The sequence below is a fragment of the Streptococcus sanguinis genome, from assembly GCF_020729765.1.
GTDB classification, from domain to species: domain Bacteria; phylum Bacillota; class Bacilli; order Lactobacillales; family Streptococcaceae; genus Streptococcus; species Streptococcus sanguinis_Q.
In genome coordinates, this window is sequence record NZ_JAJEPD010000041.1 from 123,587 (window position 1) to 146,756 (window position 23,170).

24 protein-coding genes are annotated in these 23,170 nt (G+C 43.7%); all 24 read left to right on the forward strand.

All coding sequences use genetic code 11. The features are described 5' to 3' along the window. The first annotated feature begins 17 nt into the window (after positions 1–17). A complete protein-coding gene (locus K4H96_RS05660) occupies positions 18–875 on the forward strand; it encodes a GNAT family N-acetyltransferase (protein ID WP_223336801.1) in 858 nt (285 codons plus the stop codon). Positions 876–994: 119 nt separating this feature from the next. Next, positions 995–1,897: a LysR family transcriptional regulator gene (locus K4H96_RS05665; protein WP_032908183.1), complete on the forward strand. Its 903-nt coding sequence runs from the start codon at positions 995–997 to the stop codon at positions 1,895–1,897. 3 nt (positions 1,898–1,900) lie between these two features. Beyond that, positions 1,901–2,368, forward strand: coding sequence for a signal peptidase II (lspA, locus tag K4H96_RS05670; RefSeq protein WP_125353116.1), 468 nt, complete (start codon positions 1,901–1,903; stop codon positions 2,366–2,368). Then, positions 2,352–3,248, forward strand: a complete 897-nt coding sequence (locus tag K4H96_RS05675; RefSeq protein ID WP_223336802.1) for an RluA family pseudouridine synthase — start codon at positions 2,352–2,354, stop codon at positions 3,246–3,248. The genes lspA and K4H96_RS05675 overlap by 17 nt, the downstream gene beginning before the upstream one ends. 116 nt (positions 3,249–3,364) lie before the next feature. Beyond that, complete coding sequence (proB, locus tag K4H96_RS05680; protein WP_223336803.1) at positions 3,365–4,474, forward strand: glutamate 5-kinase; 1,110 nt, start codon at positions 3,365–3,367, stop codon at positions 4,472–4,474. A 21-nt stretch (positions 4,475–4,495) separates the two neighbouring features. Beyond that, positions 4,496–5,758: a glutamate-5-semialdehyde dehydrogenase gene (locus K4H96_RS05685; protein WP_223336804.1), complete on the forward strand. Its 1,263-nt coding sequence runs from the start codon at positions 4,496–4,498 to the stop codon at positions 5,756–5,758. Between the two features lie 2 nt (positions 5,759–5,760). Continuing rightward, positions 5,761–6,561 carry a pyrroline-5-carboxylate reductase gene (gene proC / locus K4H96_RS05690; protein WP_223336805.1) on the forward strand — a complete coding sequence of 267 codons (801 nt, stop codon included), beginning with the start codon at positions 5,761–5,763 and terminating at the stop codon, positions 6,559–6,561. A gap of 142 nt (positions 6,562–6,703) precedes the next feature. Further along, a complete protein-coding gene (gene hemW / locus K4H96_RS05695; RefSeq protein WP_223336806.1) occupies positions 6,704–7,834 on the forward strand; it encodes a radical SAM family heme chaperone HemW in 1,131 nt (376 codons plus the stop codon). A gap of 3 nt (positions 7,835–7,837) precedes the next feature. Then, positions 7,838–8,578, forward strand: a complete 741-nt coding sequence (locus tag K4H96_RS05700) for an acyl-[acyl-carrier-protein] thioesterase (RefSeq protein WP_223336807.1) — start codon at positions 7,838–7,840, stop codon at positions 8,576–8,578. 11 nt (positions 8,579–8,589) lie between these two features. After that, a complete protein-coding gene (locus K4H96_RS05705; protein WP_223336808.1) occupies positions 8,590–9,360 on the forward strand; it encodes a TIGR01457 family HAD-type hydrolase in 771 nt (256 codons plus the stop codon). Further along, positions 9,353–9,982, forward strand: a complete 630-nt coding sequence (locus K4H96_RS05710; RefSeq protein WP_223314418.1) for a TIGR01906 family membrane protein — start codon at positions 9,353–9,355, stop codon at positions 9,980–9,982. Before K4H96_RS05705 ends, K4H96_RS05710 begins: the two co-directional genes overlap by 8 nt. Before the next feature lie 13 nt (positions 9,983–9,995). Beyond that, positions 9,996–10,979, forward strand: a complete 984-nt coding sequence (locus tag K4H96_RS05715; RefSeq protein ID WP_223314417.1) for a CPBP family intramembrane glutamic endopeptidase — start codon at positions 9,996–9,998, stop codon at positions 10,977–10,979. 169 nt (positions 10,980–11,148) lie between these two features. After that, positions 11,149–11,892, forward strand: coding sequence for a DeoR/GlpR family DNA-binding transcription regulator (locus K4H96_RS05720; RefSeq protein ID WP_223336809.1), 744 nt, complete (start codon positions 11,149–11,151; stop codon positions 11,890–11,892). Further along, complete coding sequence (gene pfkB, locus K4H96_RS05725; protein ID WP_223336810.1) at positions 11,889–12,800, forward strand: 1-phosphofructokinase; 912 nt, start codon at positions 11,889–11,891, stop codon at positions 12,798–12,800. Before K4H96_RS05720 ends, pfkB begins: the two co-directional genes overlap by 4 nt. After that, the gene (locus tag K4H96_RS05730; RefSeq protein WP_223336811.1) at positions 12,797–14,758 is read left to right on the forward strand and encodes a PTS fructose transporter subunit IIABC; all 1,962 of its coding nucleotides are present in this window, start codon (positions 12,797–12,799) and stop codon (positions 14,756–14,758) included. The genes pfkB and K4H96_RS05730 overlap by 4 nt, the downstream gene beginning before the upstream one ends. A 128-nt stretch (positions 14,759–14,886) precedes the next feature. Then, complete coding sequence (locus K4H96_RS05735; protein WP_002915309.1) at positions 14,887–15,261, forward strand: DUF1149 family protein; 375 nt, start codon at positions 14,887–14,889, stop codon at positions 15,259–15,261. A gap of 2 nt (positions 15,262–15,263) precedes the next feature. Further along, a complete protein-coding gene (locus K4H96_RS05740; protein ID WP_223336812.1) occupies positions 15,264–16,112 on the forward strand; it encodes a DegV family protein in 849 nt (282 codons plus the stop codon). A 40-nt stretch (positions 16,113–16,152) separates the two neighbouring features. After that, positions 16,153–16,920 carry a 4-hydroxy-tetrahydrodipicolinate reductase gene (gene dapB / locus K4H96_RS05745; RefSeq protein WP_223336813.1) on the forward strand — a complete coding sequence of 256 codons (768 nt, stop codon included), beginning with the start codon at positions 16,153–16,155 and terminating at the stop codon, positions 16,918–16,920. Continuing rightward, entirely contained in the window at positions 16,917–18,116 is a 1,200-nt protein-coding gene (locus tag K4H96_RS05750) for a CCA tRNA nucleotidyltransferase (protein ID WP_223336814.1), read from the forward strand. Before dapB ends, K4H96_RS05750 begins: the two co-directional genes overlap by 4 nt. Beyond that, positions 18,113–19,981 (forward strand): ABC-F family ATP-binding cassette domain-containing protein, encoded by a 1,869-nt coding sequence (locus tag K4H96_RS05755; RefSeq protein WP_223336815.1) that lies wholly within the window; start codon positions 18,113–18,115, stop codon positions 19,979–19,981. Before K4H96_RS05750 ends, K4H96_RS05755 begins: the two co-directional genes overlap by 4 nt. After that, positions 19,978–20,565 carry a hypothetical protein gene (locus tag K4H96_RS05760; protein WP_223336816.1) on the forward strand — a complete coding sequence of 196 codons (588 nt, stop codon included), beginning with the start codon at positions 19,978–19,980 and terminating at the stop codon, positions 20,563–20,565. Before K4H96_RS05755 ends, K4H96_RS05760 begins: the two co-directional genes overlap by 4 nt. A gap of 71 nt (positions 20,566–20,636) precedes the next feature. Continuing rightward, positions 20,637–21,047 (forward strand): GNAT family N-acetyltransferase, encoded by a 411-nt coding sequence (locus K4H96_RS05765; protein ID WP_223336817.1) that lies wholly within the window; start codon positions 20,637–20,639, stop codon positions 21,045–21,047. A 112-nt stretch (positions 21,048–21,159) separates the two neighbouring features. Then, positions 21,160–22,119, forward strand: a complete 960-nt coding sequence (locus K4H96_RS05770; protein WP_002902862.1) for an ROK family glucokinase — start codon at positions 21,160–21,162, stop codon at positions 22,117–22,119. A 104-nt stretch (positions 22,120–22,223) separates the two neighbouring features. Beyond that, positions 22,224–23,063 (forward strand): thymidylate synthase, encoded by an 840-nt coding sequence (locus K4H96_RS05775; protein ID WP_223336818.1) that lies wholly within the window; start codon positions 22,224–22,226, stop codon positions 23,061–23,063. Positions 23,064–23,170: the final 107 nt, after the last annotated feature.

The window sequence follows — 23,170 nt, forward strand, 5'->3', positions numbered from 1 at the left end:
GGAAGGAAGTGAGACGGATGCAAATAGGAATTTATAGTGCATTGCCTGAGAAAGAAAAGCAAGTATTGTTTGAATTAGTTCAAGAGTGTAATAAGGTGGACGGAGGCTATAGACTGCCCTATCTGGATAATAATTATAATGTAGCTCCTGAAATGCCAGCCTTCTTCTTGGCTGAGATGGATAGTCGAACCAGCGGCTTTTTATCAGTCTACGCGGATGAACCTGGCCAAGCAGAGGTCTCACTTTATGTTCTGCCATCTTATCGCCGTCAGGGTGTGGCTAATCAACTCCTAGCTGATTTTGCCAAGGTAGCTGATCAGTATGATTTGACCGAGATTGAGTATGTAGCGGAGCTGGCTTTTTTGAACGATCAACCTGACTTTGCTAGGAGATTTGATTACCAAGAGGATGAAGCGGAAATCTGGCTGGCACAGCCTGCTCAAGCTTTTCCTCTAGAAGAAAGAGAAGGGATTGAGGTTTTGCAGGGGAGTTTGGACTTGGCTGAAGAGATTGCAGCCTTTCAGTCCCAAGTCTTTGAGACACCGCTAGATGTTGCCTTGAAATACGCCCAAGAATCCATAAGTAGTGGCTCCAGTCTGCTTTATATCTTGAAGAAAGATGGTCGGGTTGTGGCTTCTGTGTCGGTTGATACGGATTTTGGGACCAATTATTTCTTTGGCTTGGCGGTTGATCAAGATTTTCAGGGGCAGGGGTTAGGCAGCTATCTCTTGCTTGCAAGTATGCAGGATTTGAATGAGCTCAATGGACAGGAGTTTCAGATTGTCGTAGAAAAGCAGAACACCCGAGCTTTGAAACTTTATAAAAAGCTAGGCTTCAAAGAGATGACAGAGGTTGTCTATCTAAAAGAAAAATAGCAAATTTGTCTCAGATTGCTCATTAACTTAAAAGGAGAAACCGGCTTCTTACAGCTGGTTTCTTTTGTTCTGCCTTGGTTTATGGTATAATGAGACGATATGTAAAGAAGGAAAATGTTATGAATATTCAACAATTGCGTTATGTGGTCGCCATTGCTAACAGTGGGACTTTTCGAGAAGCTGCGGAAAAAATGTATGTCAGCCAGCCTAGTCTGTCTATCTCTGTTCGTGATTTGGAAAAAGAGCTGGGCTTCAAGATTTTTCGTCGGACCAGCAGCGGGACTTTTCTGACTCGCCGAGGAATGGAGTTTTACGAAAAAGCTCAAGATTTGGTCAAAGGTTTTGATGTCTTTCAAAACCAATATGCCAATCCTGAGGAAGAGCGAGATGAATTCTCTATTGCCAGTCAGCACTATGATTTTTTGCCGCCTTTGATTACACAATTTTCTCAGACCTATCCAGAGTATAAGAACTTCCGAATTTTTGAGTCAACAACCGTACAGATTCTGGACGAAGTGGCGCAAGGCCACAGTGAAATCGGCATTATCTACCTCAATAATCAGAATACCAAAGGGATTATGCAGCGGGTGGAAAAGCTTGGTTTGGAAGTGATTGAGCTGATTCCTTTTCAGACCCACATTTACCTGCGGGAAGATCACCCTCTGACTCAGAAGAAGGAGTTGGTCATGGAAGATTTGGCAGCCTTGCCGACTGTTCGTTTCACTCAGGAAAAGGACGAGTATCTCTATTATTCAGAGAATTTTGTCGATACCAGTGCCAGCTCACAGATGTTTAATGTGACGGACCGTGCAACTTTGAATGGGATTTTGGAGCGAACCGATGCTTATGCGACCGGATCTGGCTTTTTGGACAGTAACAGTGTAAATGGTATTACTGTCATCAAGCTTCGTGACAATTTGGACAACCACATGGTCTATGTCAAGCGTGAAGATGTGGAGCTGACTCAGGTCGGGGAAGACTTTGTATCGGTTATGAAAGAGTATTTTGCACAGAAAAAATAAAGTATGAAAAGAAAAATTATTATTCCTTTTGCAGTCTTGGTTCTTATTGCTGTAGACCAGCTGGTTAAGTTATATATTGTCAGCGGTTTTAAGCTGGGGCAGGTCAAGAGTTTAATTCCGCATCTGGTGAGTCTGACCTATCTTCAGAATACCGGCGCAGCCTTCTCCATGCTGGAAAATCAGCAATGGCTCTTTACTTTAGTGACATTTTTGGTCATCGGCGGAGCTGTTTACTACCTCATCAAGCACCTCAATGCCTCAAAGTGGATGCTGGCTGGGCTGACCTTGGTGATTGCTGGCGGTTTGGGGAACTTTATTGACCGGATACGTCAAGGTTTTGTCGTGGACATGTTTCAGTTAGATTTTATTAATTTTGCTATTTTCAATTTGGCTGATATGTATCTGACCTTTGGTGTAGCTATTTTACTGCTGATGATTTTGAAGGAAGAAAAAGATGGAAGTAAGAATTGAGGCATCAGTTGCTGGTCAGCGATTGGACAAGGCGGTTGCTGAGCTGACATACCTATCACGGAGTTTGGCTAATGAGCAGATCAAGGACGGCCGGATTTTGGTCAATGGACAAGCCAAAAAAGCCAAATACGCTGTCAAAGAAGGTGACATCATCTATTATGAGCTGCCTGAGCCGGAAGTGGTTGAGTATGTAGCTGAAGATATTCCGCTAGAAATCGTCTATCAAGATGAGGATGTGGCAGTCATCAATAAACCTCAGGGAATGGTGGTTCATCCTTCTGCGGGCCATACCAGCGGTACGCTAGTCAACGCCCTTATGTACCACATCCAAGACCTCTCTGGCATCAACGGTGTCCTCCGTCCGGGGATTGTTCATCGGATTGACAAGGACACTTCAGGGCTTCTTATGATTGCAAAAAATGACCAAGCTCATGTGGCTCTGGCTGATGAGCTCAAGGATAAGAAATCCCTACGCAAGTATTGGGCTATTGTTCATGGAAATCTGCCTAATGACCGTGGAGTGATTGAAGCACCGATTGGTCGTAGTGAAAAAGACCGCAAGAAGCAGGCAGTGACTGCCAAAGGCAAGCCAGCTCTGACGCGTTTCCAAGTCTTGGAACGTTTTGGTGACTATAGCTTGGTTGAGCTTCAGCTGGAAACAGGACGAACTCATCAGATCCGCGTCCATATGGCTTACATTGGACATCCTGTGGCTGGAGATGAAGTCTACGGACCTCGTAAAACTCTGAAAGGACATGGCCAATTTCTGCACGCGCGAACTTTGGGCTTTACTCACCCTAGAACTGGTGAAGTGCTGGAATTTACAGCTGAAGTGCCAGCTATTTTCCAAGAAACCTTAGAAAAATTGCGACAAGGATAGCGCAAGTCCATTCATCATTAAAATACAAATTTTCCTTTGACCGCTTTAATCGCGGTCATTTTTATTTTCCGTAAATCGTGGTATAATAAGACAATCTAGCAGTGAAGGAAAAGGAAATGAAAGCAAAGCGAATCGTATTTAAGGTGGGGACTTCGTCATTGACTAACGCAGATGGCAGTCTGTCACGCGCCAAGGTAAAGGAAATCACTCGGCAGTTGGCTCTCTTGCATGAGGCAGGACATGAGTTGATCTTGGTCTCATCAGGAGCTATTGCGGCAGGTTTTTCTTCTCTAGGCTTTAAAAAGCGACCGACCAAGGTGGCGGATAAACAGGCTTCAGCTGCGGTTGGACAGGGTTTGCTTTTGGAGGAATATACAACCAATCTTCTTTTGAAACAAATCATTTCTGCTCAGATTCTTTTGACACAGGAGGATTTTGCAGATAAGCGTCGTTACAAAAATGCGCACCAGGCCTTGTCTGTCTTGCTGAATCGCGGCGCTATTCCTATCATCAATGAAAATGACACGGTGGCCATCGAGGAGCTCAAGGTCGGAGATAATGATACACTGAGTGCGCAGGTGGCAGCCATGGTTCAGGCGGACCTCCTGGTGCTCTTGACAGATGTAGACGGACTCTACACGGCCAATCCGTCTACCAATCCTGATGCCCGCCGGCTTGAAAAGATTGAAAAGATTAGCTCTGAGCTGATTGATATGGCAGGCGGTGCAGGAACGAGCAATGGAACTGGTGGTATGCTGACAAAGATTAAGGCTGCAACGCTGGCGACCATGTCTGGCGTTCCGGTCTATATCTGCTCTTCACTCAAGTCTGATGCTCTGCTTGAAGCGGCGGGGGAAACCAAGGATGGCAGTCTCTTTTTGGCTCAGCAAAAAGGTCTAAAAACGCAGAAGCAATGGCTGGCTTTTTATGCTAAAAGTCAAGGGGAAATCTATGTAGACCAAGGAGCAGCCGACGCTCTCAGAAATAATGGAAAAAGTTTGTTGGTTTCTGGTCTTGTATCTGTATCTGGTAGCTTTGCCTATCAAGATACGGTGACGGTTTATGAAGAAGGAAACGGAACTATTCTCGGTAAAGGGCGAGTTCGTTTTGGCAAGTCAGCTCTTAAAGATATGCTCAAGTCCAATAAACCTAAGGGTGTTGTCATTCATCGGGATGACTGGATTTCTATGACACCGGAGGTGAATGATTTATTTGCAGAATTTTAGAAGACGAGGAAAGGAGAAGAGATGACCTCAACACAAGCGATTTTTGAAAAGGTTCAGAAAGTCAAGAAGACGATCAACACGGCTACAACGGCTGAGAAAAACCATGCTTTGGAAGAAATGGCAAAGCAGCTCTGGCTCTCTCGTGCGGACATTTTAGCAGCCAATGAATTGGATATGGCCACGGCTAAAGGTAAGATTTCAGATGTGATGCTGGACCGCCTCTATCTGGATGAGGATAGGATTGTTGCTATGGCAGAGGGAATTCGCCAGTTGATTGACTTGGAGGATCCTGTAGGGCAAGTCTTGGAAAGGACCGAGCTTGAGAACGGCCTTGTCATCAGTAAGAAGCGGGTGGCCATGGGTGTGATTGGGATTATCTACGAAAGCCGGCCTAATGTCACCTCTGACGCTGCTGCTCTAGCTCTAAAAAGTGGTAGCGCAGTCGTTCTCAGAAGTGGCAAGGATGCCTATCAGACAGCGCTAGCAATTGTCACAGCTTTGAAAGAAGGTTTAGCTCAGACAAAGATTTCACCGGATTGTATCCAGTTGGTTTCTGATACCAGCCGAGCTTCAGCTCAAGCTATGATGAAGGCCAAGGGTTATCTGGATTTACTCATTCCTCGCGGAGGTGCTGGACTAATTCAGGCGGTCGTGGAAAATGCGACTGTGCCGGTTATTGAGACAGGTACTGGAATTGTCCATATCTATGTAGATAAGGATGCTGATCAAGACAAGGCTTTGGCGATTATTGAGAATGCCAAGACCAGTCGCCCTTCTGTCTGCAATGCCATGGAGGTACTGCTGGTTCATGAAGAGATTGCTGCAGCATTTTTACCACGTTTGCAGAAGACCTTGGTGACTGATCGTGTTGCCGCGCAAGAAAAAACTGTTGAATTGCGTTTGGATGAGAAAGCGGCTCAGTATATCTCAGGCTCGCAAGCTAGACCGGAAGATTTTGATACCGAATTCTTAGACTATATCTTAGCGGTCAAGTTAGTTTCCTCGCTGGAAAAAGCGGTGGAGCATATTGAAGCTCACAGCACTCATCATTCGGATGCCATTGTGACGGAGAGCGATGCAGCGGCAGCTTACTTCACAGAGCAGGTGGATAGCGCAGCAGTTTATGTCAATGCTTCAACCCGTTTTACAGATGGCGGCCAATTTGGACTTGGCTGCGAAATGGGGATTTCTACTCAAAAACTGCATGCCAGAGGCCCTATGGGGCTGAAAGAGTTGACCAGCTATAAATACGTCATCCAAGGGACTGGTCAAGTGAGGAAATAATGATGAAAATTGGATTTATCGGTCTGGGAAATATGGGGGGTAGTCTTGCTCGCCTAGTTGCCCGAGATGAAAAATACAGAAGCGAATTGCTACTAGCCAATCGCAGTCGTGACAAGGCTGAAAAGATTGCTGCGGAAGTTGGTGGACAACCGGTCAGTAATGAAGAAGTTTTTGCCCAGGCAGAGGTGATTTTTCTGGGTATCAAACCAGCTCAATTCGCTGACTTGCTGACTGAATATCAGGAAATTCTAGAAAAACGGGAGTCTATTTTGTTGGTTTCAATGGCTGCTGGTCTGAGTTTGGAAATATTAGAAAAATTGACACCTAGCCACCATCGTTGGATTCGGATCATGCCTAATACCCCTGTTACCGTCGGCGAGGGTGTTATTACCTATAGCTTATCTCACCAGGCGAATCAAGCGGACGAAGACTTGTTGCGTGAGCTTCTGTCTTCGGCTGGACTTTTGATCAAACTAGAGGAAAAGCAGTTGGATGCAGCGACAGCTCTTGCCGGCTGCGGACCAGCTTTCGTTTATCTCTTTATAGAGGCCTTAGCGGATGCTGGTGTGCAAGCAGGACTCAGTCGCGATATGTCGCTTGAACTGGCAAATCAGACTCTCTTGGGAGCTGCCAAACTAAGTCAGATCAGTGGGCAACATCCGGCTCAACTCAAAGACCAGGTCTGCAGTCCGGCCGGTTCGACCATCGCCGGGGTAGCCAGTTTGGAAGAAAATGCCTTTCGAGGAACTGTCATGGATGCCGTTCAAGCTGCTTACAAGAGGACGCAGGAGTTGGGGGAATAATTGATTTAGATCTTCAATTTTTTTAGATTATAGAAAGGGTGTGACATGCGAGGACAATTTTTGTCTTTGCAGGATCACTCTTTTTTTCTTTGTTTGATAATCAAATAAGTCCTCTCTTTAAAACTGTGGTATAATAAGTACTATGCAAACCAAACCAACCTCTGCTTATGTGCACATTCCTTTTTGTACTCAGATTTGTTATTACTGCGATTTTTCCAAGGTTTTTATCAAAAATCAGCCGGTAGATAGTTATCTGGAGCATTTGATTAAGGAGTATGATTCTTACGATATCAAAAAGCTCCGTACCCTCTATATCGGTGGCGGAACTCCGACAGCTTTATCGGCACCTCAGTTGGCCTTTTTGCTGGAAAAGCTGACAGATAAGCTGGACTTGTCTTATCTAGAAGAGCTGACCATTGAAGCCAATCCTGGGGATTTGGATCAGGAGAAGATTGCTGTACTCAAAGACTCGCCTGTCAATCGGGTTTCGCTGGGGGTACAGACTTTCAATGACCGCATGCTTAAGCAAATTGGCCGCAGTCACTTAGAAAAGGACATCTATGAGAATATTGCCAATCTCAAAAAAGCGGGTTTTGACAATATCTCGATTGACCTGATTTATGCCCTACCCAAGCAGACCATGGAAGATGTGAAAACTAATGTATCCAAGGCCATTGCTTTGGACATTCCTCACATGAGTTTGTATAGCTTGATTTTGGAAAATCACACAGTATTTATGAATCGGATGCGGCGAGGGAAGCTGCCTCTGCCCAAGGAAGATTTGGAAGCGGAGATGTTTGAATACATTATAGCTGAGCTGGAAAAAGCAGGTTTTGAGCATTATGAGATTTCAAACTTTTCCAAGCCAGGCTTTGAGAGTCGCCACAATCTCATGTACTGGGACAATGCGGAATATTATGGTGTTGGAGCTGGAGCGTCTGGCTATGTCGATGGTGTCCGCTATAAAAACCATGGACCCATTCGTCATTATCTGCAGGCAGTGGAAGCGGGCAATGCCCGTGTGCAGGAAGAAATGCTGACATTGAATGAAAAGATGGAAGAAGAGATGTTTCTAGGACTGCGGAAGAAGTCAGGTGTTTCTAAAAAGCGTTTTGAGGAAAAATTCGGTATTTCCTTTGAAGACCAGTACGGAGCTGTTGTGTCTGAGCTGACTGAGCAGGGCTTGCTAGTCCCGGACAGAGACATTGTGCGTATGACCAAAAAAGGCCTCTTTTTGGGCGATACGGTTGCTGAGAAATTTATATTGGAGTAAATCATGGGCTTAACTTATCAAATGAAAATGAAAATTCCTTTTGATATGGCGGATATGAATGGCCATATCAAGCTACCAGATGTCATCCTGCTGTCCTTGCAGGTATCGGGCATGCAGTCGATTGAGCTTGGTGTCAGTGACAAGGATATGCTGGAGCAATATAACCTAGTCTGGATTATCACGGACTATGATATTGATGTGACTCGTCTGCCGAGATTTGCGGAGGAAATTACCATTGAAACAGAAGCTTTGACCTACAATAGGCTCTTTTGCTACCGTCGCTTCACGATTTTTGATGAAGCAGGTCAGGCCATTATTCAGATGATGGCAACCTTTGTCCTTATGGATCGAGATAGCCGCAAGGTTCGTGCCGTTGATCCGGAGATTGTAGCACCATATCAATCTGAGTTTTCCAAGAAATTACTGCGCGGTCCTAAGTATCCAGACTTGGAAAAGCCTGTCAGCAAGGACTACCATGTGCGCTTTTACGACTTGGATATGAACGGCCATGTCAACAATAGCAAGTATCTGGACTGGATCTTTGAGGTCATGGGCGCAGACTTCCTCACCCAGCACATTCCCAAGAAAGTCCATCTTAAGTATGTCAAGGAAGTCCGTCCGGGCGGCATGATTGCTTCTAGCTATGAACTAGAAGGTCTGCAGAGCAATCACCAGATTTCCAGTGACGGCGAAGTCAATGCCCAGGCTTTAGTGACCTGGCAAGAGTTTAAACAAGAGAATTAGGAAGAGTAGAAATGACTTATAAAGGATATTTGATTGATTTAGACGGGACAATTTATAAGGGCAAGAGTCGGATTCCGGCTGGTGAAGCTTTTGTGCATGAGTTGCAGAAGCGCAAGATTCCCTATCTTTTTGTGACCAATAATACCACACGCACGTCAGAAGCAGTGCAAACCATGCTGGCTGAAAATTTCAATATTGAGACGCCGCTTGAAACTATTTACACAGCTACTTTAGCTACCATTGATTATATGCAGGAGAAAAATCTGGGCAAGAAAGCTTACGTTATTGGTGATGTTGGTCTTAAACATGCTATTGAAGAAGCTGGATATATAGAAGACACAGAAAATCCAGACTATGTAGTAGTGGGCCTGGACTGGGAAGTGGACTATGAGAAGCTGACAATAGCGACTCTGGCTATTCAAAAGGGTGCTCACTTTATCGGGACCAATCCTGATCTCAATATTCCGACGGAGCGCGGTCTGCAGCCGGGAGCAGGTGCTATCATCGCCCTCTTGGAAGCAGCCACTCGGGTTGAACCGACCTTTATCGGCAAGCCCAATGCCATCATCATGGAAAAAGCAATAGAGCATCTAGGGTTGGCGCGTGAAGAAGTGGTTATGGTGGGTGATAACTATCTGACAGATATTCGAGCGGGAATTGACAACGGCATTCCGACCCTCTTGGTTACAACAGGTTTTACTCTGCCAGAAGAGGTGCCCAATCTGCCTATCCAACCGACGCATGTCTTGTCCAGTCTAGCGGAGTGGGACTTTGATGCGTGATAAATTGAGATTTTTAACTAGCGTTTTGTGCTTGTTGGCAGCAGCGATATTGCTAACCATTTATCTGGCTTGGTTCTTATACCCAATGGAGATTTCTTATTTCAACTTGCCGGATAAGGTGTATTTGAAAGCAGAGACCATTCAGTATAATTTTAATATTTTGATGGATTACCTGACCAATCCTTTTAGTCAGAAATTAGCGATGCCGGATTTTCGCTCGTCGGCAGCTGGATTGCATCATTTTCAGGTGGTCAAGTATCTTTTTCACTTGGCGCAAGTTATTTTTCTAATAACTTTGCCGGCCTTTATCTTCTTTATCAAAAAAGTGGTTAAAAAGGGATTTTTAGGTCTCTACAGACGGGCTTTTCTGGCTATTAGTCTTTTGCCACTTGTCTTTGTTGGATTGGCTTTTATGATTGGCTTTAACAATTTTTTCACACTCTTTCATCAAGTTCTCTTTGCAGGAGACAATACCTGGATGTTTGACCCGGCCAAGGATCCAGTCATTTGGATTCTGCCAGAAGAATTTTTCATGCACGCCTTTATTCTTTTTGCTTTGCTTTATGAGGGCATCTTTTTGACCTTGTATTTCCTAAGCAGAAAGGATAAAGAGCAAACTTAAAACAGGAGATTTTATGTATTATATACCCGAACCTTTAAATCCTAAAAAAGATCTAGGACGATTTTCAGCGACTTGCTTTACTTATTTATGGGTTATGCTTGCTGCTGTCTTCATTTACGTATTTGTTGCTTTTTTTGTCATCATGCCAGGACAAGGTATGGACATTCAAAAGACGCAAGACATTGTCACCAAATTTATGGAAAAGGACGGCGGAGCCTATATTCTAGCTTCCTGTCTCGGTGTTCTTACTTTCACGGTGTCTCGAGGAAAGCAGCTCTTTAAATACGACCTTCGTCGCAAGGGGCGGAAGATGACTCCTAAAGTTTTCTTTTATATGATTTGCTTCCTTTTATTCGCCCAAATGTTTACAGCTGTTGTCAATCAGATAATGCAGGCTATCATGCAACTCTTCAATCTAGATCTTTCTAGTATGGAATCAGGAGGCGGCGGTTCTGAAACACTAACCATGTTGATTTATTCATCCTTGATGGCTCCGGTTACGGAGGAAATTATTTTCAGAGGTGCTGGATTAAGAGCGTTAGAGAAGCATGGAAAGATTTTTGCCATTCTTCTGACTGCGATTTTGTTTGGTCTCTTTCATGAAAATCTTTATCAGTTTTATTTTGCTAGTTTGATTGGTTTAGGTTTTGGCTATATCGCTTTTGAGTATTCGATTATCTGGTCTATCATTTTTCATGCTCTCAATAACTTTGTCATAGCAGAAGGTATAGCTTTTCTTTCAAAAAAAGCTCCAGATCCTATTGTTAACATCGTTTTTTACGGCCTATTAATCGCTGGCAGTACAGTATTTCTTTTGCTCTTAATCTTGAAATGGCCAAAATTTAAGGAATACATTGACACAAATCGTTCGCTCCCAGGGACCTACCGACAGGCTTTTAAGTCAGTCTGGTTCTGGGTTCTGGTTGTGTTTACTTTTCTTGGTACTTTTCTGCCTGTCATGGCAGCCTATCTTGTATCATTGATCAATAATAGCTAATTGCCTTTTATTGGGCAGTTATGCAAAGATATGAAAGTAGTTGGATATAGTCCAGCTCTTTTTTGTTCGATAAAAAGATAGAAAATGAAAGATTTTGATAGAAAATGCTTGACATTGGAAATTAAAGAGGTATAATAATAATCGTAAACGATTTCAAAGGAGGTGCTTTATGCTGAAGTCGGAAAGAAAGCAAGTTATTCTAGAGACAGTCATAAGAGAAAAATTTGTTTCTCTAGACTATCTAGTACATGCTTTAAACACTTCAGAATCAACTATCAGAAGAGATTTGGATGAGTTGGAGAGTGAGCACAAGCTGCGACGAGTTCATGGAGGAGCCGAAAGCCTTCATTTTCTACAAGAAGAAGAGAGTAATCAGGAGAAATCTATCAAAAGCATTCAAGAAAAGACAGCTATTGCCAAGATGGCAGCAAGCTTGATTCAAGAACATGATGTGATTTTTATTGATGCGGGGACAACCAATGAGCTTTTAGTTAATGAGCTGCATGACCCTAGAGTGACAGTCGTCACCAACTCCATTCACCATGCGACCAAGTTGGTAGAGCGTAATATCCCGACAGTCATTATCGGCGGAAAGGTCAAGCGCTCAACGGATGCCAGCATTGGCGGTGTGGCTCTGAATCAAATCGGTCAGTTGAATTTCGATAAGGCCTTTATTGGAATGAATGGCATTGACGATGGCTTCTTTACCACTCCAGATATGGAAGAAGGAGCTGTCAAAAGAGCGATTTTAGAGAACGCTAAGAAGACTTATGTCTTGGCTGATCTTTCTAAACTAGGACAGACGTCCTTTGTCAAGGTTGCTCCTATTGCCAAAGCAAGCATTATTACTATTCAAAATGAATCGGAAGTGATTCAAGCGCTCAAAGAAAAAACGGAGGTGATTGAAGTATGATTTATACTGTCACACTAAACCCTTCCATCGACTATATTGTCCGTTTGGACAAGGTCCTTATAGGAAGCGTCAATCGGATGGACAGTGACGACAAATTCGCTGGCGGAAAGGGTATCAATGTTAGCAGAGTTCTCAAACGTTTGGGTATTGAGAATACAGCGACGGGCTTTATCGGTGGTTTTACTGGCAAGTTCATCACAGATACTCTGGAAGAGGAAGGGATTTCCAGTCATTTCGTAGAGGTTGAGCAGGATACTCGTATCAATGTCAAGATTAAAGCAGATGCTGAGACAGAGATTAACGGACCTGGTCCAGAAATTTCCAGTCAGAAACTAGAAGAGCTGGAGAAGTTCCTTTCTTCTCTGACTTCAGAAGATACAGTAGTATTCGCAGGTAGCAGTCCTAAAAATCTAGGAAATGTTGTCTACAAGGAGTTGATTGGCTTAACCAGAAAGACAGGAGCACAAGTGGTCTGTGACTTTGAAGGCCAGACACTGCTGAATTCTTTAGAGTTTGAGCCGCTCTTGGTCAAACCTAACAACCACGAACTAGGTGATATTTTCGGAGTCAAGCTCGAAAGCTTGGATCAGATTGAGAGTTATGCCCGCCAAATCTTAGACAAGGGTGCCCAGCATGTCATCATTTCCATGGCTGGTGATGGTGCCTTACTGGTAACTCAAGAAGGTGCTTACTTCGCTAAACCTATCAAGGGCGATGTGAAAAATTCTGTTGGCGCTGGCGACTCTATGGTGGCTGGGTTTACTGGAGAGTTTGTCCGCTCTGGCGATGTTATTCAAGCCTTCAAATGGGGAGTGGCCTGCGGAACAGCAACCACCTTCTCAGATGATTTGGCGACAGCTGATTATATAAAAGAAATCTATGAAAAAGTAGAGGTAGAAAAAATATGAAAATTCAAGACTTACTAAGAAAAGATGTGATGTTGCTAGACTTGCAGGCAACAGAGAAAAATGCTGTTATCGAAGAAATGATTCAGAGCCTAGTGGATCATGGCTATGTAACAGACTTCGATACTTTCAAAGAAGGGATTTTGGCTCGTGAAGCCTTGACTTCTACAGGTCTGGGTGACGGAATCGCTATGCCCCACAGCAAAAATACAGCAGTGAAAGAAGCGACTGTCCTTTTTGCCAAGTCAAATAAAGGCGTAGATTATGAAAGTTTGGATGGACAACCAACTGATCTTTTCTTCATGATTGCAGCTCCAGAAGGTGCTAACGACACTCACTTGGCGGCCTTGGCTGAATTGTCCCAGTACCTGATGAAGGATGGCTTTGCAAATAAATTGCGCCAAGTGACTTCGCCTGATCAGGTGATTGAGCTCTTTGACCAAGCTTCAGAAAAAGCGGAAGAACCTGCTGTCGTTGAACCTGCTAATGAAGGCGGAGACTTCCTAGTGGCTGTAACAGCTTGTACAACAGGAATTGCACATACCTACATGGCTCAAGAGGCTTTACAGAAGGTCGCTGCTGAAATGGGTGTTGGCATCAAGGTTGAAACCAACGGTGCCAGTGGTGTCGGAAATAAACTGACAGCAGAAGATATTAAAAAAGCTAAAGCTGTTATCATCGCGGCAGATAAAGCGGTAGAGATGAATCGTTTCGACGGCAAGCCGTTGATCAATCGTCCAGTTGCAGATGGTATTCGTAAGACAGAAGAACTGATTAATCTGGCTCTTTCAGGAAATGCTGAGGTTTACAAGGCAACTAACGGTGGTGGTGCTGCAGAATCCAGCAATGAAAAGCTTAGTCTGGGCGGAGCTTTTTACAAGCACTTGATGAGCGGTGTTTCCCAAATGTTGCCATTCGTTATTGGTGGTGGTATTATGATTGCCATTGCATTCTTGCTGGATCAGATCTTAGGTGTACCAAAAGATCAGCTTTCTAATCTAGGAAGTTATCATGAAATTGCAGCACAGTTTAAAGCAATTGGTGGAGCAGCCTTTGGCTTCATGTTGCCAGTATTAGCTGGTTATATCGCTTACTCAATCGCTGAAAAGCCAGGCCTGGTTTCTGGTTTCGTAGCTGGTGCAATTGCGAGCAGCGGTGCATCATTTGGTGGTGTTGCTTACGCTGAAGGCGGTCAGAAAACTCTTGATTTAGTTGGTGTATCATCAGGTTTCCTTGGTGCTTTGGTAGGAGGATTCTTAGCTGGTGGTATTATCCTGCTTCTTCGCAAGCTTCTTGCAGGCCTGCCTCGTTCACTTGAAGGTATCCGTTCAATCTTGCTCTTGCCTCTTCTGGGCGTTCTTGTGACTGGATTTGTGATGTTGGCGGTCAATATTCCAATGTCAGCAATCAATACAGCCTTGAATGATTTCTTGGCAAGTCTGAGCGGAAGCTCTGCTGTCCTTCTTGGCCTCTTGGTAGGTGGTATGATGGCTGTTGATATGGGTGGGCCAGTTAATAAGGCTGCTTACGTATTTGGTACTAGTACACTTGCAAGCACTGTTTCAACTGGTGGTTCACCTGTTATGGCAGCGGTAATGGCAGCTGGTATGGTTCCGCCTTTGGCAGTATTTATTGCAACTCTTTTGTTCAAACATAAATTCACTGAAGAAGAACGTGATTCAGGTTTGACAAACATCGTCATGGGACTATCTTTCATTACAGAAGGAGCGATTCCTTTTGGAGCTGCTGACCCAGCCCGTGCTATTCCAAGCTTTATCGTAGGTTCCGCTCTTACAGGTGCTCTTGTAGGCTTGTCTGGTATCAAGCTTATGGCTCCTCACGGAGGAATCTTCGTTATTGGATTGACAAATAATCCAATCCTTTACTTGGTATATGTATTGATTGGTGCAGTAGTCAGCGGTATTATCTTTGGTTACCTGCGCAAACCACTTGAAAAATAATATTTAAAAGAATCTCGCTTTTGTTAGTGAGATTCTTTTTTGTGTTTTCAAGCCTGCAAATTTTAGCATGGAAACTTCGCTCGATATATGGTATAATGGGCCTATCGCATATTTTTAGGAGAATAAAAATGAACATACAGCGCGAAAAAGAATTTGTTAGTCAGTACCATTTTGACGCCCGAAATTTTGAGTGGGAAAAAGAAAATGGAACACCTGAAACCAAGGTTGATGTGAATTTCCAATTGGTCAAAAGAGATGTCGAAGCCCACACAACTTCGTTGATTGTGATTTTGACCTTTATGATTGTTTTTGAAAATTTTGTTATCAGCGGAACTATTTCGCAAGCCAACCACATTCACGGTCGTCTTATTGAGGAACCAAGTGAATTTGACCACGATGAAGTAGAAGAGCTGGCTCGACCTTGCTTAACCATGCTTAATCGCTTGACTTATGAAGTGACAGAAATTGCTCTAGATTTGCCGGGCATTAATTTGGAGTTTTAATCATGAAGTTAGCGGTTATCACAGATTCATCGGCCTATCTGCCGGATTCCCTGCTAGAGAACGAAAATCTTTTTGTTTTGGACATCCCGGTCGTGATTGACGGTGAGTCTTATGTCGAAGGCAGAAACTTAACAGCTAGTGAATTTTATGAAAAAATGGCTCAGTCAGATGAACTGCCCAAGACCAGTCAGCCTAGCATTGCGGACCTAGAAGAGATCCTCACCATTCTAGACGGCAAAGACTATACCCATGTTCTGGGGCTCTTTCTATCTAGCGGTATTTCTGGTTTTTATCAAAATATTCAGTATCTGAAAGATGAATTTCACGGTTTGCAAATTGCCTTTCCAGATTCTAAGATTACCAGTGCACCGCTCGGTATTATGGTTCAATCTGCTCTAGAGTGGGCAGAAGAAGGACTAGATTTTGAAACAATTTTAGCTAATGTTCAAAAGCAGATTGATGGCACCAGCGCCTTTATCATGGTGGACGACTTGGACCACTTGGTCAAAGGAGGACGCCTGTCTAACGGCGCAGCTATTCTGGGAAATCTGCTCAGCATCAAGCCTATTCTGTATTTTAATGATCATGGAGTGATAGAAGTTTTTGAAAAGATTCGGACGGAGAAGAAGGCTACCAAGCGTATGCTGGAACTTGTCCAAGAAAGAACAGCGGGCGGTGTTTATCAGATTATGGTTATCCATGGCAATGCTCCAGAAAAAGCAGCTGAGCTTCAGCAGAATCTGCTAGACAGTGGTATTACTGGTGAAGTTCCTATCGCAACCTTTGGCAGCGTCATCGGGACACACCTAGGTAAGGGTAGCGTTGCACTTGCTTGTATTCCTGTGGTTTGATTGTCTGAATGTCTGAGCTTATCTCTGTAAGGAGGAAAACATGAGTATCAAAGTTATTATTGCTGGTTTTAAAGGAAAAATGGGCCAAGCAGCCTATAAAATGGTGACAGAAGATCCTGAACTAGAATTAGTTGGACTGCTGGATCCTTTTGCGGACGAAAAAGAAGTGGCTGGTGTTCCCGTCTTCAATGTCAAGGAAGAATTGGCTGGACTGGAAGCCCATGTCTGGGTTGATTTTACAACCCCAAAAGTAGCTTATGACAATACTCACTTCGCTCTGGAACAGGGATTTTGCCCGGTGGTTGGAACGACAGGTTTTACTCCTGAGCAGTTGGAAGAGTTAATCACATTGTCTAGGGAAAAGAAGCTGGGCGGATTGATTGCACCAAACTTTGCTTTGGGAGCTGTTTTGCTGATGCAGTTTGCGGCTCAGGCAGCCAAGTATTTCCCAAATGTAGAAATCATTGAGCTGCACCATGACCAGAAAAAAGATGCACCGAGTGGGACGGCTATCAAGACAGTCGAGCTCATTAGTCAGGTTAGACCAAGCAAACGGCAGGGAGCTGCTGATGAGGAAGAGTCTATAGTTGGCGCCCGCGGAGCTGATTTCGACGGCATGCGTATTCATTCGGTCCGCTTGCCTGGTCTGGTTGCCCATCAAGAAGTAATCTTTGGCAGCCAGGGAGAGGGATTGACTCTGCGACATGATTCCTATGACCGTGCTTCCTTTATGACAGGAGTTAATCTTGCCATTAAAGAAGTTGTCAAACGCTCAGAATTAGTCTATGGATTGGAACATTTACTATGAGATTAGAAACTCTGCCTTCTGAATTTCAGGAGGCTTTGCCAGTATTAGAGAAGATAAAAGCGGCTGGCTTTGAAGCTTATTTTGTTGGGGGCTCTGTTCGAGATGCCCTTTTGCAGCGACCTATTCACGACGTAGATATCGCTAGCTCCAGCTATCCTGAGGAAACCAAGCGTATCTTTGAGCGGACAGTTGATGTGGGGATTGAGCATGGAACTGTCTTGGTTCTGGAAAATAACCGTGAATACGAAGTGACAACTTTCCGGACCGAGGATGTCTATGTGGACTACCGCAGGCCCAGCAAGGTTTCTTTTGTGCGCTCGTTGGAAGAAGATCTCAAGCGGCGTGATTTTACCATCAATGCTCTAGCTTTGGATGAAAACGGTCAAGTCATCGATCTTTTCCAAGGCTTGGATGACTTGGAAAATCGGATTTTGCGGGCAGTTGGAACTGCTTCAGAGCGCTTTAATGAAGATGCTCTCCGCATTATGCGGGGTTTTCGTTTTCAAGCTGCCTTGGATTTTGACCTGGAGCAAGATACTTTTGTAGCTATGAAGGATTGTGCTTCCTTACTGGAAAAGATTTCAGTTGAACGAATTTTTATCGAGTTTGACAAGCTCTTGCTGGCTCCATTTTGGCGCAAGGGATTAGAAGCACTTTTAACAAGCGGTGCCATAGAATTTTTGCCAGATTTGAAGGGAAGTAGAGCTAAGTTAGAACGGCTCTTTGACTTGGATTCAGATTTTCGCTTTTCAGCATCTGAACAGGCTTGGGCAGCCCTTTTACTGGCTTTAGATGTGCAAAATGTCAAAGGATTTCTAAAAAAATGGAAGACCTCTCGTGAATTTGCCAAGAAAGTAGAAGATTTGGTTGAGATTGCGGCCATTCGTTCAGAACGAGACTTGACCAAGCGCGACTGCTATGACTATGATATTGACTTATTGCTACAAGCAGAAGAACTTCGTCAGGCGCAAGGTTTGCCAGTGGATTTCTCTGCCATTCAAAATCTTGATTCCAGTCTAACTATTCATAATAAGCAGGAAATGGTGGTTAATGGTGGTATGCTGATGCGGGAGTTTGAATTTGAGCCTGGGCCAAAACTGGGTCAAATTCTTAAAGAGTTGGAATATGCTATTGTAGATGGCCACTTGCCTAATGATCTAGAGGCTATTTACGCCTATATCAAGGAGAGAAAATGAGCGATTTTATCGTTGACAAGCTAACCAAATCAGTAGGAGATAAGACTGTTTTTCGGGATATTTCCTTTATCATTCATGACCTGGACCGGATTGGTCTGATTGGTGTTAATGGAACAGGCAAGACAACGCTGCTGGATGTTTTGTCGGGAAAGTCGGGCTTTGACGGAGATGTCAGCCCTTTTTCTGCTAAGACAGGCTATAAGATTGCATATCTGACTCAGGAGCCTGGTTTTGATGATGAGCAGACGGTACTTGACACTGTTCTATCAAGTGATTTACGGGAAATGCAGTTGATTCGAGAATATGAGCTGCTTCTGACGGCTTATGATGAAAGTCAACAGTCTAGGCTAGAAGCGGTTATGTCTGAGATGGACTCACTGCACGCTTGGGAAATCGAAAGTCAGGTCAAGACGGTTCTGTCCAAGCTTGGTCTGACTAATCTGTCACTTAAGGTTGGTCAGTTATCAGGAGGTCTTCGTCGCCGAGTTCAGCTGGCTCAGGTTCTCTTAGGCGATGCCGATTTGCTCTTGCTGGATGAACCGACCAACCACCTAGATATTGATACCATCGAATGGCTGACGCATTTCTTGAAAAATTCCAAGAAAACCGTTCTTTTCATCACCCACGACCGCTATTTCTTGGATAATATTTCAACACGGATTTTTGAGCTGGATGGCGGTCGCTTGATTGAATACCAGGGAAATTATCAAGATTATGTCCGTCTCAAGGCAGATCAGGATGAGCGAGATGCGGCCTTGCTTCATAAGAAGCAGCAGCTATACAAGCAGGAGTTGTCCTGGATGCGACGGCAGCCTCAGGCTCGGGCAACCAAGCAACAGGCTCGGATCAATCGTTTTCATGACCTCAAGAAAGATTTGGCAGACCAGACGATTGACAGTAATCTGGAAATGAACTTTGAAACCAGCCGTATCGGTAAGAAGGTCATCGAGTTTCAAAATGTAGACTTTGCTTATGACCAGAAGACTATTCTCTCTCAGTTTAGCTTTTTGATCCAGAATAAGGACCGTATTGGAATTGTTGGAGATAACGGTGTCGGCAAGTCAACCTTGCTCAATCTGATTGCGGGTAAACTTCAGCCTCAGGCTGGTCAGCTCATTATCGGAGAGACAGTTCGAGTGGCCTATTTCTCTCAGCAGATTGAGGGCTTGGATGAGTCTAAGCGGGTCATTAATTACCTACAAGAAGTGGCCGAGGAGGTCAAGATAGGCAGTGGAACGACTTCCATTGCAGAACTCTTGGAGCAGTTTCTTTTTCCTCGTTCTACTCATGGGACTTTAATCGAAAAGCTTTCTGGCGGAGAGAAAAAGCGCCTTTATCTGCTCAAGCTTCTTTTGGAAAAGCCGAATGTCTTGCTTCTTGACGAGCCGACCAATGATTTGGATATTGCAACTCTGACGGTACTGGAAAACTTTCTGCAAGGCTTTGCAGGTCCAGTTATTACAGTCAGCCACGACCGTTATTTCCTGGACAAGGTAGCCAGCAAGATTTTGGCTTTTGAGGATGGAAGTATCAGAGAGTTTTTCGGAAATTACACGGATTACTTAGACGAAAAAGCCTTTCTGGCAGAAAACTCTGCTATTTCCCAAAAGACTGAAAAGGAAAAATCGACCAAGGTGCGCGAGGATAAAAAGCGCATGACCTACTTTGAAAAGCAGGAGTGGGAGACTATCGAGGCCGATATCGAGGCGCTGGAGGAGCGGATTTCTGAGATTGAAACGGCCATGCAGGAGAATGGCTCTGACTTTGCTCGCCTGTCTCAACTCCAGCAAGAACTGGATGAGCAGAACGAGAAACTGCTGGAAAAATACGAGCGCTATGAATACCTAAGTGGGTTAGACGGATGAAAGAAGTAGTGTTTAGGCAGAGCTGGTTGAAGATATTCATTTTAGCTATATCGGCGAGCGCTCTTGCTGTCTTTATGACTACAGTTCTTGTATTACCATCTAAAAACGGATACCTATTATTCGACTCCAATATTTCTGTGGTTGAAAAAATGTTTTTAGTGATAGGTACAATTGTTTTTGATTTTTCCTCTATTTTAGTATGGATTTGTTTGTTTAGGGATAAACGTTTTTTACGTCTGACTGAACAGGGATTTTACTTTAGACCTCTTCTTTTTAGAGAAGTTTCGTTTCATAGTTGGGGAGAAATCCAGAGTATAGACTATAGAACTGAACGTATTCGACATTATGCAAAATATCAATTATTCAATAAGAGTCATATTTTGACGATTTGTTTTCATTCAGTGGATCCTGCAGTTTTGAAGAGAAGTAGGCTTACTTCTAGAAAAAGCAAAAAATATAAGTTTGGTATTCCTGAACCGTTAGAAATTACTCTTATGTTATTGAAAAAAGAGAAACCAAAATATATTTATGAAACGATGATGGATTACCATAATCAATGGCGAGCAAGTCAGAAGGATATTTAAGGTGAAGGTATAGTCCGAACAGTTTCATAAACTGTGAATCTAAAACCTTTAGAGATGGAACGGAGGCATCTATGAAACTAAGATTGGAAAATACCGACTCAAAGAAAACACAAGAACTGGGAAATTTAATCAGATCCTACAATCAATCAAAGAGAGAGCCCTCCAAAAGTGAACCTCTTAACATCTATGTAGAAGACGAACAAGGAAATCTGCTGGCTGGTATGGCGGCCGAAACTTTTGGTAATTGGCTGGAGATTGAATATTTGTATGTGAGCGAAGATTTACGAGGGCAAGGCATAGGCTCAAAAATACTGTGTAGGGCTGAACAAGAAGCCAGAGAAAGAAAATGCAAATATTCATTTGTGGATACGTATCAGTTTCAAGCCCCAGATTTTTATAAAAAGCACGGCTATACAGAAGTGTTTGCGTTGAAAGAATACCCCTATACTTGTGAAAGATATTATTATACAAAAGACCTGTGAGTTTACTTTGGGAATAAAGAAGAATTCGATTTTCACTTTTCTTTATGCAAACCTTTTCCTTACTGAAAAAATCTGATATAATGATGATAAATAAAACACAGAGGAGAACATCATGTCGAAAAAAATAATCGGAATTGACCTTGGTGGAACATCTATTAAGTTTGCTATTTTGACTTCAGAGGGCGAAATTCAGGAAAAATGGTCCATTAAAACCAATGTTTTGGACGAAGGCAGCCACATTGTAGAGGATATGATTGAGTCAATCCTGCATCGTTTGGACTTGCTTCAGCTTTCTGCAGAGGATTTTATCGGGATTGGTATGGGCTCGCCAGGAGTAGTTGATCGTGAAAAGGGCACTGTTATTGGTGCTTACAACCTCAATTGGAAGACGCTGCAGCCAGTCAAGGATAAGATTGAAAAAGCGACTGGGATTCCTTTCTATATTGACAACGATGCTAACGTTGCCGCTTTGGGCGAGCGTTGGATGGGGGCTGGAGAAAACCAGCCTGATGTAGTCTTCATGACACTAGGTACAGGTGTTGGCGGAGGAATTGTTGCTGAAGGCAAGCTCTTGCACGGACTTGCTGGAGCTGCAGGAGAGTTGGGTCACATCACTGTTGACTTTGATCAGCCGATTCAATGTACCTGCGGCAAGAAAGGCTGCTTGGAGACGGTTGCATCCGCGACTGGTATTGTCAATCTGACTCGTCGCTATGCTGATGAGTATGCTGGTGATGCTGAGCTGAAAAAACTGATCGACAATGGTGAAGATGTCAATGCAAAGGTTGTCTTCGACTTGGCGAAAGAGGGCGATGAGCTGGCTCTGATTGTCTATCGCAATTTCGCGCGCTATCTAGGAATTGCCTGTGCCAATATCGGCTCTATTCTCAACCCATCTACAATCGTTATTGGTGGTGGCGTATCAGCTGCGGGTGACTTCTTACTTGATGGTGTGCGCAAGGTTTATGAAGAGAATAGCTTCCCGCAGGTTCGTACTTCAACCAAGTTGGCCTTGGCTACTCTTGGAAATGATGCTGGCGTTATCGGGGCAGCTTCATTGGTATTACAATAATTCTACAAGTATGCTTCATTTGTTCTCCTGCAGAAAGGTCTGTAGGAGAATTTTTATAGAAAATTTGCTATACTAGAAAAAGCTCACTGAACGAAGGAGAAATCATGACGTTAGCAGATACGATTTTCAAAGAGAATATTAAAAAAATTATGGAGCAAGGTGTTTTTTCTGAAAATGCCCGTCCGCGCTACAAAGATGGAAATGTGGCTAACTCCAAATATATCACTGGTTCTTTTGCGGAATACGATTTGAGCAAGGGCGAGTTCCCAATCACGACTCTGCGCCCTATTGCCATCAAGTCCGCCATCAAGGAAGTCCTTTGGATCTATCAAGACCAGTCCAATAGCCTGGAACTGCTCAACGACAAGTATAATGTTCACTATTGGAATGACTGGGAAGTTGGCGATACGGGTACTATCGGCCAGCGTTACGGTGCTGTTGTCAAGAAGCACAATATTATCAATAAAATTCTCCAACAGTTGGAAGCCAATCCTTGGAACCGTCGCAATATCATCTCTCTCTGGGATTATGAAGCTTTTGAAGAGAGTGACGGCCTGCTTCCATGCGCTTTTCAAACCATGTTTGACGTTCGGCGTGTAGATGGAGACATTTATCTGGATGCGACTCTGACTCAGCGCTCAAATGATATGTTGGTTGCTCACCACATTAATGCTATGCAGTATGTGGCTCTGCAGATGATGATTGCCAAGCATTTCGGCTGGAAGGTCGGCAAGTTCTTTTACTTTATCAATAACTTGCACATCTATGACAATCAGTTCGAGCAGGCGGAGGAGCTATTGCGTCGGGAACCTAGCGATTGTCAACCTCGACTCGTTTTAAATGTACCCGATGGGACCAATTTCTTTGATATCAAGGCAGAAGATTTTGACTTGCTGGACTATAATCCCGTTAAACCTCAGCTGAAGTTCGATTTGGCTATTTAATGTTTTTGATGAGTGTATGCGAAAACCGCCAACCTCTGCAAAAGTTCTGCTTGAATCATACTTTAAACATGCCTTTTTACAGCAAATTTGATAGAATAGAGTTACTA